Origin of the sequence: Streptomyces sp. NPDC005485 (assembly GCF_040606085.1) — a bacterium.
Lineage (GTDB): Bacteria > Actinomycetota > Actinomycetes > Streptomycetales > Streptomycetaceae > Streptomyces.
This window is the reverse complement of the sequence record NZ_JBEXDZ010000129.1, coordinates 14,446-27,205: the sequence shown is the minus strand read 5'-3', so window position 1 is coordinate 27,205 and position 12,760 is coordinate 14,446. Positions and strand designations below refer to the sequence as shown.

The window sequence follows — 12,760 nt, the reverse complement described above, 5'->3', positions numbered from 1 at the left end:
CTTCCGGCGCCGGGCCCGCACTCGTGCGCCGACGGCTCACGGCTGCCGCTCCACGTTGGTCACCCACTCCGGGGTGCGGGTAGGCGGCGGGCCGGGTCAGCACATACAGCGGCAGCGACGTGGTCAGCGCGACCGCGGCCGCGGCGACGGCGGCGGGCAGCTGGAGCGCGTACGAACGCAGCCACGGACGTCAGGGGCGGTGACGGAAGCGGACCCGGCGGGCGTGTCCGAGGAGGGGACGCGTTCGGTTGGCAGGGAGACGGGGCGGGAGCGAAGCCGCAAGGCCCCCGCGCCCGTGCCGCCCGCCCGGCACAGCGCCATGTTGTCCACAGCCCCCGGGCACCCACGCCTGGGGCGTCGTACGCTGGAGACCCCCCGGCCCGTGACACGAGTCGGGCGGTTCGCGTTGCCCACCCCCTGGACGGGAAATCCCTTCATGAGCCTGCACGGTCTGCTCGACGCCGTCGTCAAGGACGCCGCACTCGCGGAAGCGGTGACGGCCGCCACCGACGGCAACCGTATGCACGTCGACCTGGTCGGCCCGCCCGCGGCCCGCCCCTTCGCGGTGGCCGCACTGGCCCGCGAGGCAGGCCGCACGGTGCTCGCGGTGACGGCGACGGGCCGTGAGGCGGAGGACCTGGCCGCGGCGCTCAGGTCGCTCCTCCCGCCGGACACCGTCGCGGAGTACCCCTCCTGGGAGACCCTCCCGCACGAGCGGCTCTCGCCGCGCAGCGACACCGTGGGCCGCCGCCTGGCCGTGCTGCGCCGCCTCGCGCACCCGCGGCCCGACGACCCCGAGACCGGCCCCGTCTCCGTCGTCGTGGCGCCGGTCCGCTCGGTGCTCCAGCCGCAGGTCAAGGGCCTGGGCGACCTGGAGCCGGTCGACCTGCGCACCGGCCGCAGCGCCGACCTGGGCGAGATCGTCGAAAAGCTCGCGGCAGCCGCGTACTCCCGCGTCGAGCTCGTCGAGAAGCGCGGCGAGTTCGCGGTCCGCGGCGGCATCCTCGACGTCTTCCCGCCCACCGAGGAACACCCGCTGCGCGTGGAGTTCTGGGGCGACGACGTCGAGGAGATCCGCTACTTCAAGGTCGCCGACCAGCGCTCCCTGGAAGTCGCCGAGCACGGCCTGTGGGCGCCGCCCTGCCGCGAACTGCTGCTCACGGACGACGTACGGCAGCGGGCGGCGGCCCTCGCCGAGGCCCACCCGGAGCTGGGCGAGCTGCTCGGGAAGATCGCCGAGGGCATCGCCGTGGAGGGCATGGAATCCCTCGCACCGGTCCTGGTCGACGACATGGAGCTGCTGCTCGACGTCCTGCCGAAGGGCTCGATGGCCGTCGTCTGCGACCCGGAACGGGTGCGCACGCGCGCGACGGACCTGGTGGCCACCTCGCAGGAGTTCCTGCAGGCGTCCTGGGCGGCGACCGCGGGCGGCGGCGAGGCCCCGATCGACGTCGGCGCGGCCTCCCTCCGGTCGATCGCGGACGTCCGCGACCGGGCCCGCGAGCTGGACATGATGTGGTGGTCGGTGTCGCCGTTCGCAGCCGACGAGGAACTGGACGCCGACACACTGAAACTCGGCATGCACGCGCCCGAGACCTACCGGGGCGACACCGCGAAGGCCCTCGCCGACACGAAGGGCTGGCTCGCCGAGAGCTGGCGGACGGTGTTCGTGACGGAGGCGCACGGTCCGGCGGCCCGCACGGTCGAGGTGCTGGGCGGCGAGGGCATCGCGGCCCGCCTCGACACGGAACTCGCGGAGATCTCCCCCTCGGTCGTGCACGTCGCGTGCGGCTCCATCGACTACGGCTTCGTGGACCCGACGCTCAGGCTCGCCGTCCTCACGGAGACCGACCTGACCGGCCAGAAGGCGGCCGGCAAGGACGGCGCGCGCATGCCCGCCCGCCGCCGCAAGACCATCGACCCGCTGACCCTCGAAGCGGGCGACTACATCGTCCACGAGCAGCACGGCGTCGGCCGCTACATCGAGATGGTGCAGCGCACGGTCCAGACCGCGACCCGCGAATACCTGGTCGTGGAGTACGCGCCCGCCAAGCGCGGCCAGCCCGGCGACCGCCTCTACATCCCCACCGACCAGCTGGAACAGATCACCAAGTACGTCGGCGGCGAGGCGCCCACACTGCACCGGCTCGGCGGCGCGGACTGGACGAAGACCAAGGCGCGCGCCAAGAAGGCCGTCAAGGAGATCGCCGCCGACCTGATCAAGCTCTACAGCGCGCGGATGGCGGCCCCCGGGCACGCGTTCGGCTCGGACACCCCCTGGCAGCGCGAGCTGGAGGACGCCTTCCCCTACGCGGAGACCCCCGACCAGCTCACCACCATCGCCGAGGTCAAGGACGACATGGAGAAGACGGTCCCGATGGACCGCCTGATCTGCGGCGACGTGGGCTACGGAAAGACGGAGATCGCGGTCCGCGCCGCCTTCAAGGCCGTCCAGGACGGCAAGCAGGTCGCCGTTCTCGTGCCGACGACCCTGCTGGTTCAGCAGCACTTCGGCACGTTCGGCGAGCGCTACTCCCAATTCCCCGTCAACGTACGGGCGTTGTCCCGCTTCCAGACGGACGCGGAGGCGAAGGCGACCCTGGAGGGGCTGCGCGAGGGCTCGGTGGACGTCGTCATCGGCACGCACCGGCTGTTCTCGTCCGAGACGAAGTTCAAGGATCTGGGCCTGGTCATCGTCGACGAGGAACAGCGCTTCGGCGTCGAGCACAAGGAACAGCTGAAGAAGCTCCGCGCGAACGTGGACGTCCTGACGATGTCGGCGACCCCGATCCCGCGCACGCTGGAGATGGCGGTGACGGGCATCCGCGAGATGTCCACGATCACCACCCCGCCGGAGGAGCGGCACCCGGTGCTGACCTTCGTCGGCCCCTACGAGGAGAAGCAGATCGGCGCGGCCATCCGCAGGGAGCTGCTGCGCGAGGGCCAGGTCTTCTACATCCACAACCGTGTCGAGTCCATCGACCGGGCGGCTTCGCGGCTGCGCGAGATCGTCCCCGAGGCACGCATCGCGACCGCGCACGGCCAGATGTCCGAGCAGACCCTGGAGCAGGTCGTCGTCGACTTCTGGGAGAAGAAGTACGACGTCCTCGTCTCCACGACGATCGTCGAGTCGGGCATCGACATCTCCAACGCGAACACGCTCATCGTGGAACGCGGCGACAACTTCGGCCTGTCCCAGCTGCACCAGCTGCGCGGCCGCGTCGGCCGAGGCCGCGAGCGCGGCTACGCCTACTTCCTCTACCCGCCGGAGAAGCCCCTGACGGAGACCGCGCACGAGCGGCTCGCCACCATCGCCCAGCACACCGAGATGGGCGCGGGCATGTACGTGGCCATGAAGGACCTCGAGATCCGCGGCGCGGGCAACCTGCTCGGCGGCGAGCAGTCCGGTCACATCGCGGGTGTCGGCTTCGACCTGTACGTCCGCATGGTGGGCGAGGCGGTCGCCGACTACCGGGCGGCCCTGGAGGGCGGCGTGGAGGAGGAGGCGCCGCTGGAGGTCAAGATCGAGCTCCCGGTCGACGCGCACGTCCCCCACGACTACGCGCCCGGCGAGCGGCTCAGGCTGCAGGCCTACCGTTCCATCGCCTCCGCCAACACGGAGGAGGACATCAGGGCCGTACGCGAGGAACTCGTCGACCGCTACGGCAAGTTGCCCGAGCCGGTGGAGAACCTGCTGCTCGTCGCCGGGCTGCGGATGCTCGCGCGGGCGTGCGGGGTCGGCGAGATCGTGCTCCAGGGCACCAACATCCGCTTCGCGCCGGTGGAGTTGCGTGAGTCGCAGGAGCTGCGGCTGAAGCGCCTGTACCCGGGCACCGTCATCAAGCCCGCCGCACACCAGGTCCTCGTACCCCGCCCGAAGACAGCGAAGGTGGGCGGAAAGCCCTTGGTCGGGCGGGAGTTGCTGGGGTGGACGGGGGAGTTCCTGGCTTCGATCCTCGGGTCGTAGGGGCTTCGGTGGGCGCGGTGAGGCTTCCGTCGCAGGTGCGTCACCACCGGTGATACGCCCGGCGTGCATCCGTTGCCCGTTGGGGGGCCGTATGGGGCAGGGGCCCTGGCGGCTACGGTGAGCGGCAGGGGAAACGCGTCCGTGCAGGGCGGACCCGGCGAGGCAGAGGGGAGGGACGTCGTGGTGCGTCTGAGGGGTGGGGCGGCCGTCGCCGCGCTGCTGGTGCTCACCGTCAGCGGCTGTACGGAGGAGACCACGGGGTCCGCGGGACCGCAGGAGCCGGCGGCCGGAGGTGCGGCCCTCACCGCGGTGGACTCACTGACCGTCAAGGGCCGGGCGCCCAAGACGGGGTACAGCAGGGAGCGGTTCGGCAGTGCGTGGGCGGACACCGACTCCAACAGCTGCGACACACGGGACGACATACTCAAGCGGGACCTGGAGGACGTGAAGTTCACCAGCGGGACGTGCAAGGTGAGGTCCGGCGTGCTGGACCCGGACCCGTACAGCGGCAAGGAGGTCACCTTCGCGCGGGGCCGCAGCCTGGTGGACATAGACCACCTCGTCGCCCTCTCGGACGCCTGGCAGAAGGGCGCCAAGTACTGGGACGCGAGCAAGCGCATCGCCCTGGCCAACGACCCGCTCAACCTCCTCGCCGTCGACGCGACCCCCAACCGCAGCAAGGGCGACGGCGACACGGCGACCTGGATCCCGCCGAACAAGGCCTACCGCTGCACGTATGTGGCCGCGCAGGTGGCCGTGAAGAAGAAGTACGGGCTGTGGGTCACGGCGGCGGAGAAGGCCGCGATGAAGAAGGTGCTGACCACCTGCCCCGGCCAGAACCTCCCCGCGGGCGGCAACCCGACACAGGCGCCGAAACGGTTCCACGCGAACTGAGGGATGCGGGCCGGGGGTTCGCGGCGGCCGGGCGCACAGCCGCGGGCGGTCGCGCGGTGGCCCGCCCTGTGCCGTCGCCGCTTCACCCGGGCCGGGGCGGCGCCTACCGTGTCCGGCATGGAGCTGAAGGTGTCGAGTCTTGCCGAACGTCCCGAGATGCACGACCAGGTGGTCGACATGGCCACCACCTGGCCCGAGTTCCTTCTCAACGACTTGGTGGGCGACGCGCACTACGGCCGGATCGCCACCGAGCTGCCGGAGTTCGTGCTGTTCGCCGAGGACGAGCACGGCGAGGTCGTGGCGCACGCCTACAGCGTCCCCTTCGCCCTCGACGAGGAGGACCGGCGCGAACTGCCCGCGCGGGGCTGGGACCAGACACTCGTCTGGGCGTTCGCCGACCGGCGCCGCGGCACCTCCCCCGATACCGTGAGCGCCGTCTCGATCGTCGTCGCCCCGCACGTCCAGGGCGCCGGCCTGTCGGGCCGGATGCTGTCCGCGATGCGCGACAACGCCCGGGCGCACGGCTTCGGCGAGGTCGTCGCCCCGGTCCGGCCCAGCGCCAAGCACCTGGAGCCGCGGACCCCGATCGCGGAGTACGCGTTCCGCCGACGCGCGGACGGGCTGCCGTACGACCCGTGGCTGCGCGTGCACGTCCGGGCGGGCGCCACCATCGAGGCGGTGGCCCCGGCGTCCATGACCGTGGCGGCCTCGCTGGAGGAGTGGCGCGGCTGGACGGGGCTGCCGTTCGACACGGAGGGTCCCGTCGAGGTGCCCGGCGCGCTGGTGCCGGTGCACTGCGAGCCGGGCCGCGGATACGCCGTCTACGTCGAGCCCAATGTGTGGGTGCGGCACACCCTTTGAGCTCGACGTATGGCTGGCGCGGGGGGTCGGCGCGGGCGCCGAACCCACCCTCGGCCGGGGTGGTTCAGCCGCTCAGCTTGTCCAGGTCGAGGATCTTGCCGCGCGGGGCGTCGGCCGGGACCGGCTTGTTGTAGTCGGTGAAGGTGAGGGTGCCGGGGTCCTTGGCGGACTTGCTGTCGACCCGCAGCAGGTAGGGCTTGCCCTCGGTGGCGACGTAGAGGGTGTAGCTCTCCTTGCCGTCCTTCTCGTGGAGGATGATCGCCGGGATGCCGCCGACCGTTGTCGTCCTGCCGCGGGTCGCGTCGGAGTTCACGTCCTTGGCGTCGGCGAGCACGGTGTCGAGGTCGCAGAAGGTCGCGACGTCCTTCCCGTCCGAGCCGGTCGCGGACATCTTGGTCCACTTGCCGCTCAGCATCTCCACGGCCGCGTCGGTGTCCTCCTTGGAGTCACCCTTGCCCTGGCCGCGCAGGAACTCCGCGTCGTACTTCATGTAGAGGGTGTCCGCGGTCTTGATGAGGTCTGCCTTGCCCTGGCCGTCCAGGCTCATCGTCCCGGCGCACCTGCCCTTCTTGTCGAGGGCCATGTCGATCCCGATCATGCCCCCGGCCCCGTCGTCGGGGACGTCGCCCTTCATGCGGAGCGACGAGGCGCCGGTGGTGGCCTTCACGGCCCGGTCGGCGATCTCGCCCCCGCTGAGCCCGGGGAAGGGGCCCTTCGGCTTGCTGTCGGCCTTGTCCTCGCCGGGCAGGCAGCCGGTGAGGGACGCAGCGGCCGCGGCGGCGAGGCAGAGAGCGGCAAGTGCGGTGCGTCGCATGAGAGTTCCTTGTGGTGAGACGAGTGAAGTGTGGGGGAGGGCGCGCGGGTGATGGCGCGTCGGCGGACTGCGGCCGGGCGGGTGGCCGGGCGGCGGTGAGGCGAGGCGAGGCGAGGGGCCGGTGTCAGCCCGTCTTCTTCCAGTCCTGGCAGCCCACGGTCTTGAAGTAGGCGTCACCGGCGCTGACGGTGACGACGGCCGTACCCGTCACGTTGTTGTTCGCGGCGATCGACTCCACCGAGTGCGAGGCGTCCTTGGTGCGCTCCCAGTAGCAGGAGTCGTCCTTGTTGCCGGTGGACCTGTAGGTGCCGGGCGCGATGTCGACGCCCACTCTGTGCATACCGCCGTCGCCCTTGACGGTGGAAGCGGGTGTGCCGGACGGCTTCGCGGCGACGGCTTCCCAGTCCTTGCAGCCGCTGGACTTGAAGAGCTTGTCGCTCGCCTTGATCGTCACGTAGCTGGTGCCGCTGACGTTGTCGTTGGAGATGATCGAATCCGGTTCGCCCGAGGCGTCCTTGGAGCGCTCCCAGTAGCACATGTCATCGGTGTTGCCGCTGCTCCGGTAGGTGCCGGGCTTGACGTCCGAGCCGACCTGGAAGTCGCCGTCCCCCGCGAACGCGACCTTCTTCCCGGTCCTGCCCGCTTTGGCGGCCTTGCTCGCTTCGGCGCCCTTGCCGCTGCCCCGGGCGTCGGCCTTCTTCCCGGACTCGCGCCCGGCGGAGGCGGTGGAGCCCTTGCCGGTCCTGTCGGAGCCGTTGTCGCTGTTGCCGCCCGCGTTCGCCGACACCGCCCCGATGACGACGACACCCACGACGGCCCCCAGCGCGATCTTGCCCTTCATACCCATGACAATCCCCTCCCCAAGGGTGGCGACCGCCTCTTCTCGGCGGCCGCTCATCCGATGGGTCAATAAGAGCAGAGTCTGTGAACCGAGTCAACACGATTCACAGGCTTGAGTGTGTACACGGCTGTGAAGCGATAGATCTTGCGTGCGCCGGTATGCTCGACGCCACACACCAGAACGAGGGGAGCCGGGCGGTGCAGGACAACGGGACAGAGGTGACCGCCGCCGGTATCGCGCGGCTCGCCGGGGTCGGCCGCGCGGCCGTCAGCAACTGGCGCCGCCGCCACGCCGACTTCCCCAAGCCCGTCGGCGGCACCGAGACCAGCCCCTCCTTCGCCCTCACGGACGTCGAGGAATGGCTGCGCGACCAGGGCAAACTCGGCGAGGTCCCGTTGCGTGAACGCGTCTGGCAACAGCTCGCCGGACACCCCGAGGGCCCGGTCCCCGCCCTGGTGCACGCCGGCTGCGCCCTGCTGCTCATCCACGACCGCCCCACCGTGTGGCTGGAGCTGAGCGCGGGCTCCGACGAACGCCTCGCCGCCCTGCTGCCGGCCGCCCTCGACCAGGTGATCGCGCCCCGGTTCGGCGCGGTGACCCGCGACCGCGCTGTGAACACCCCGACCGGCCCGGAGCTCCTGCCCTCGGCCCCCCTGCTGCGCGGCGCGGCCGAGCTCGCCGCAGGGCTCGGCGCCCGGCAGACGTACGAGTTCCTGCTCGGACGGCACCTCGACGCCAACCCGCGCCAGTACACACTCACCCCGGGCGACCTCGCCGCGCTCATGGCCGACCTCGCGGGACCGGCGCGCACGGCGCTCGACCCGGCATGCGGCACGGGCGCCCTGCTGCGCGCCCTCGCGCCCCGGCCCGACCAGGAGCTCTACGGCCAGGACAGCGCCCCCGAACTCGCCGCGCTCGCCGGCCTGCGGCTCGCACTGCACACCAAGGCAGCCGTCCGCACCGCCGCCCGCGACACTCTGCGCGAGGACGCCTACCAGCCGCTGCGTGCAGACGCCGTCCTGTGCCACCCGCCGTTCAACGAACGCAACTGGGGGCACGACGAACTGGCCTACGACGCCCGCTGGGAGTACGGCTTCCCGGCCCGCACCGAGTCCGAACTGGCCTGGGTCCAGCACGCGCTGGCCCGCCTCAAGGACGGCGGCACCGCCGTCCTCCTCATGCCGCCCGCCGCCGCCTCCCGCCGCTCCGGCCGCCGTATCCGCGCCGACCTGCTGCGCCGCGGCGCCCTGCGTGCCGTGATCGCCCTGCCGGTCGGCGCGGCGCCCCCGTACAACATCCCGCTGCACCTGTGGGTGCTGCGCAGGCCCGACAAACCCCCGGTGCAGCCCGAGTTGCTGCTCGCCGACACCGGCGCGCTGGCCGCCGACGGCAGGGGCGGGCTCGACTGGGGGGCCGTACGAAGCGCGGTCCTGGACGCCTGGCGGCCGTTCGAGCACACCGGCACGGCGAAGGAGCGGCCCGGGCTCAGCCGCTCGGTACCCGTCATCGAACTCCTCGACGACGACGTCGACCTCGCCCCCGCCCGTCATCTGCCGCCCCCCGCGCCGGGCGGCGGCACCGGACAGCTCGCGGCCGTACGCGAACACTTCGGGCAGACCCTCCGCCTGACCGCCGACCTCACCCCCGTGGCCGCGGACGAGGGGCCCTCCTCGCGCCGGCCGCTCATCACCGTCGGCGAACTCGCGCGCGCAGGCGCCCTGGTGATGCGTACGGGCGGAAACGGGGCACCCGCGCGCGTGCCCGTGCTCACCGACCACGACGTGCTGGCCGGAACCGCCCCCTCCGGCACCCTCCCCGAAGGGGACGAGGAACCCGTACTGGTCGAGGCGGGCGACGTCGTCGTCCCCGTCATCGGCGGCGGCTCCATCGCGCGCGTGGTCGACGACGCGACAGCGGGCGCCGCCCTGGGGCGCAACCTCACCGTCCTGCGCCCCGATCCCACGGCGCTCGACCCCTGGTTCCTCGCCGGCTTCCTGCGCGGCACCGCCAACAACCGCCAGGCCAGCAGCTACGCGTCCACCGCCACCCGGCTCGACGTGCGCCGCCTCCAGGTGCCCCGGCTCCCCCTCGACCAGCAGCGCCGCTACGGCGAACGCTTCCGCGCGCTCGCCGAGTTCGAGGACGCGCTCCGGCGCGCGGGCCGCCTCGGCGAGCAGCTCGTACGCGGCATGTACGACGGCCTCACGGACGGGACGGTCGCGCCCGACTGAGGCTGCGGCGACACGTGAAGTGATCAGGCCGACAACGGTTCGGTACAACCCGGGACCGGTTGTCCTTGTCGGCCTATACGCTCGATCCGACACGCTGCGGAATCGGATTCCCGCGGCGCCGGACCGTCCCCGTACGCCCACTTCAGGCACAGGAGCAGCCATGCACGGCCACGGCTACGCACAGCCGGTGAAGCAGCCGCCCGCGACCGGGTGGCTGGTCTTCGTGCGCGTGCTCCTCGTGGTGATCTCGGTGTTCACCCTCGGCCTGCTCGCCTGGATCATGATCCTGCGGCTGGCCATCGTGACGCGCAAGTCGCTGGACTGGGGGCTGCTGGTGGCCGCGATCGCGGCCGACGTCCTCAGCCTCGTCCTGATGGGCACCGAGCCCGGCGACGAGATCCACACGACGGGCGGCTGGCTCGGCCTCGCCCTCCTCTTCGGCACCCTCGTCGCCGCGATCTCGTACTACCTCGCGGCGGAGATACGCCACTTCCACCAGCTCCGCTTCCCGGCCTACGCCCCGCAGCCCGCGTACGGATACCCGGCGCCCCAGCCGTCCCCGTCGCCCTACACCGCGACGACCGCGCCGCAGCACCCGATGACCCCGCTCGCCCCGATGCCGCAGGCGGCGCAGACGCCCATGCCCCACACGCCGGTACCGCAGCCGCCCCCGCAGCGCCCGGCACCCGCCCGGATCGACCAGGTGCGCGCCGAACTCGACGAGCTCAGTGACTACCTGCGCAAGCAGGACGGGCACCACGACGGGCAGCACGAGGGCGGCAGGTGACCGTGGCGGCGGGACGCACCATCGCCGGCCGCTACGAACTGTCCACGCTCATCGGACAGGGCGGCATGGGCCAGGTCTGGACGGCCTACGACGATCGCCTCGACCGGCGGGTCGCGGTCAAGCTGCTGCGCCCCGACAAGGTCGCGGGCCAGGAGGCCGACGAACTGCGCCGCCGCTTCGTGCGCGAGTGCCGCGTCACCGCCCAGGTCGACCACCCGGGCCTGGTCACGGTCCACGACGCGGGCAGCGCGGGCGAAGAGCTGTTCCTCGTCATGCAGTACGTCGACGGGGCCGACCTCTCCGACCACCTCGCCGAACACGACCCGTACCCCTGGCAGTGGGCCGTCGCGGTCGCCGCGCAACTGTGCGCCGTCCTCAGCGCCGTGCACGCCGTGCCGATCGTGCACCGCGACCTGAAGCCCCGCAACGTCATGGTCAAGCAGGACGGCACGGTCACCGTCCTGGACCTCGGCGTGGCATCCGTCATGGACACCGACACCACCCGCCTCACCCACACCGGCTCACCCATCGGCAGCCCCGCCTACATGGCACCCGAGCAGGCGATGGGCGGCGCGGTCGGCCCGTACACCGACCTGTACGCACTGGGTGTGCTGCTGCACGAACTCCTCAGCGGGGACGTGCCGTTCAGCGGATCCACCGCCCTCGGTGTGCTGCACCGCCATCTCTACGAGCCGCCGCTCCCGGTCCGCAGGCTGCGCCCCGAGGTCCCGCCGGCCCTGGAGGCGCTCGTCCTGCGCCTGCTCTCCAAGGACCCGCAGCACCGGCCGGCCTCCGCGCAGGAGACGTACGAGGAACTGCTCCCGCTGCTGCCCGCGCGCGGTATGCCCGGCAGCGCTCCTCTCGATCCCACGCGCCCCTTCCTGCGCCCGCACGCTCCCTGGCCGGACCGCGCGCGCACTCCCGCGCCCCAGCCGCAGGCCGCCCCCGCCGTCGAGAAGGCCGACGTCGCGGGCGCCGTCGACGAGGTCAAGCGGCTGCTGGGCGAGGGTCGCATCACGCAGGCCGTCGACATCCTCGGCTCGATCCTCCCGGCCGCCGCCGCCGAGCACGGCGAGCACTCGCCCGTCGTACGCACCCTGCGCAAGCAGTACGCGGCCACCCTCATGGACGACGGCCAGTTCCGGCGCGCGCTGCCCGAACTGCGCCGGCTCGCCGACGAACGCGCTGCCGAGGCCGGCCAGGCCGACCCGCAGTCGCTGCGCTTCCGCTACGAGGCCGCACAGTGCCTCGAACAGCTCGGCGAACCCGCGGCCGCCCTGGCCGAATACCGCGCCCTGCTGCCGTACTACGAGAACCAGTACGTCGCGGGCGACCCCGAGCTCTCCCTCGAAGTCCGCCGCCGCATCGGCCACTTGCTCCTCGCCCTCGGCGACCGCGGCGCCGCCCACGACACCCTGGCCCGCCTGCTGCACGACGTGGAACGGCTGCGCGGCCCGGGACACCCCATGGCGGCGGAGATCCGGCGAACGCTGCAGTGGCTCGGGCAGGTGCGCGGCTAGCGGCGGGTGGCGATCCGTTTCCGCGATGGCGCGACGGTGCCCGAAGTCGCCGTGAATCGTTGGTTCTGGGACATCTCCTGCACGAAGTAGTCGGCGAGGGGGTGGCCGAGAGCTGGGCCACTGCCTAACATCGATCACCGCAAGACTTTGTGCACCGTCGCACAATCTCCTCGGGAGGCTTCCTTGCACCGCCGCCGTCGCACCGCGCTCGTCCTCTCCGCCGCGATCGTCGCGGCGGCCCCCCTGCTCACCGCCTGCGGAAGCGAGGCGCACCCCGGCGCCGCGGCCGTGGTCGGCGGGCAGCGGATCACGGTCGCGCAGTTGGAGAGCCGGGTGAACGAGGTGCGCGCGGCGCAGCGGGCCGCCACCAAGGACGACGCCCAGTACGAGCAGGCCATCGCCAAGACCGGCAGCCTCACCCGCGACACCCTGCACGGCATGGTCCTCGACCGCGTCCTGGACCGCGCGGCCAAGGACGCGAACGTGAGCGTCACCCGCAAGGACACCCAGCAGATGCGCTCGGCGCTGGAGCAGCAGGCCGGCGGCGCGAAGGCACTGCAGACGGCCTGGCTGCAGCAGTACGGCGTGGCCCCGAGCCGCCTCGACGAAAGCCTCCGCACCGAGATCGAGGCCCAGAAGCTGGCCGCCGCACTCGGCGTCGACATGAACACCAACGAGGGCAAGGCCGCCTTCTGGAAGGCGATGTCCGCCGCCTCCAAGAAGCTGAACGTCGACCTCAATCCGCGCTACGGAGCCTGGGACGTCCAGAAGAGCAGCCGCGTCGACGCCAGTACGCCGTGGCTGCGCGAGGTGTCGGCGGCGCCCCAGCAGACGGCGTAGCCGCC

Annotated in this window: 9 protein-coding genes; 7 read left to right on the top strand and 2 right to left on the bottom strand. The window is 72.2% G+C overall.

Annotated elements, in window-relative coordinates; translation table 11 throughout:
- Positions 1-436 precede the first annotated feature (436 nt).
- The 3 genes from mfd to ABZS97_RS32760 all read left to right on the top strand — a co-directional run bounded on the left by mfd (position 437) and on the right by ABZS97_RS32760 (position 5,722).
- Positions 437-3,967, top strand: a complete 3,531-nt coding sequence (mfd, locus tag ABZS97_RS32770) for a transcription-repair coupling factor (protein ID WP_356143661.1) — start codon at positions 437-439, stop codon at positions 3,965-3,967.
- 180 nt (positions 3,968-4,147) lie between these two features.
- Positions 4,148-4,861, top strand: a complete 714-nt coding sequence (locus ABZS97_RS32765) for an HNH endonuclease family protein (protein WP_356143659.1) — start codon at positions 4,148-4,150, stop codon at positions 4,859-4,861.
- Between the two features lie 117 nt (positions 4,862-4,978).
- On the top strand, positions 4,979-5,722 hold the full coding sequence (locus ABZS97_RS32760) for an N-acetyltransferase (RefSeq protein WP_356143657.1): 744 nt from the start codon (positions 4,979-4,981) through the stop codon (positions 5,720-5,722).
- 64 nt (positions 5,723-5,786) lie between these two features.
- Here the strand turns inward: ABZS97_RS32760 and ABZS97_RS32755 are convergent, their stop codons facing one another.
- Together ABZS97_RS32755 and ABZS97_RS32750 are read right to left on the bottom strand one after the other, a co-directional pair.
- Complete coding sequence (locus ABZS97_RS32755; protein ID WP_356143655.1) at positions 5,787-6,536, bottom strand: hypothetical protein; 750 nt, start codon at positions 6,534-6,536, stop codon at positions 5,787-5,789.
- A 124-nt stretch (positions 6,537-6,660) separates the two neighbouring features.
- On the bottom strand, positions 6,661-7,383 hold the full coding sequence (locus ABZS97_RS32750; RefSeq protein ID WP_356143653.1) for a hypothetical protein: 723 nt from the start codon (positions 7,381-7,383) through the stop codon (positions 6,661-6,663).
- A 152-nt stretch (positions 7,384-7,535) separates the two neighbouring features.
- Between ABZS97_RS32750 and ABZS97_RS32745 the strand changes: the two genes are divergently transcribed.
- The 4 genes from ABZS97_RS32745 to ABZS97_RS32730 all read left to right on the top strand — a co-directional run bounded on the left by ABZS97_RS32745 (position 7,536) and on the right by ABZS97_RS32730 (position 12,755).
- A complete protein-coding gene (locus ABZS97_RS32745; protein WP_356143651.1) occupies positions 7,536-9,608 on the top strand; it encodes an N-6 DNA methylase in 2,073 nt (690 codons plus the stop codon).
- A 160-nt stretch (positions 9,609-9,768) separates the two neighbouring features.
- Positions 9,769-10,395, top strand: a complete 627-nt coding sequence (locus tag ABZS97_RS32740; protein ID WP_356143649.1) for a hypothetical protein — start codon at positions 9,769-9,771, stop codon at positions 10,393-10,395.
- Positions 10,396-10,433: 38 nt separating this feature from the next.
- A complete protein-coding gene (locus ABZS97_RS32735) occupies positions 10,434-11,915 on the top strand; it encodes a serine/threonine-protein kinase (protein WP_356143665.1) in 1,482 nt (493 codons plus the stop codon).
- Positions 11,916-12,098: 183 nt separating this feature from the next.
- Complete coding sequence (locus tag ABZS97_RS32730; RefSeq protein ID WP_356143647.1) at positions 12,099-12,755, top strand: SurA N-terminal domain-containing protein; 657 nt, start codon at positions 12,099-12,101, stop codon at positions 12,753-12,755.
- Positions 12,756-12,760: the final 5 nt, after the last annotated feature.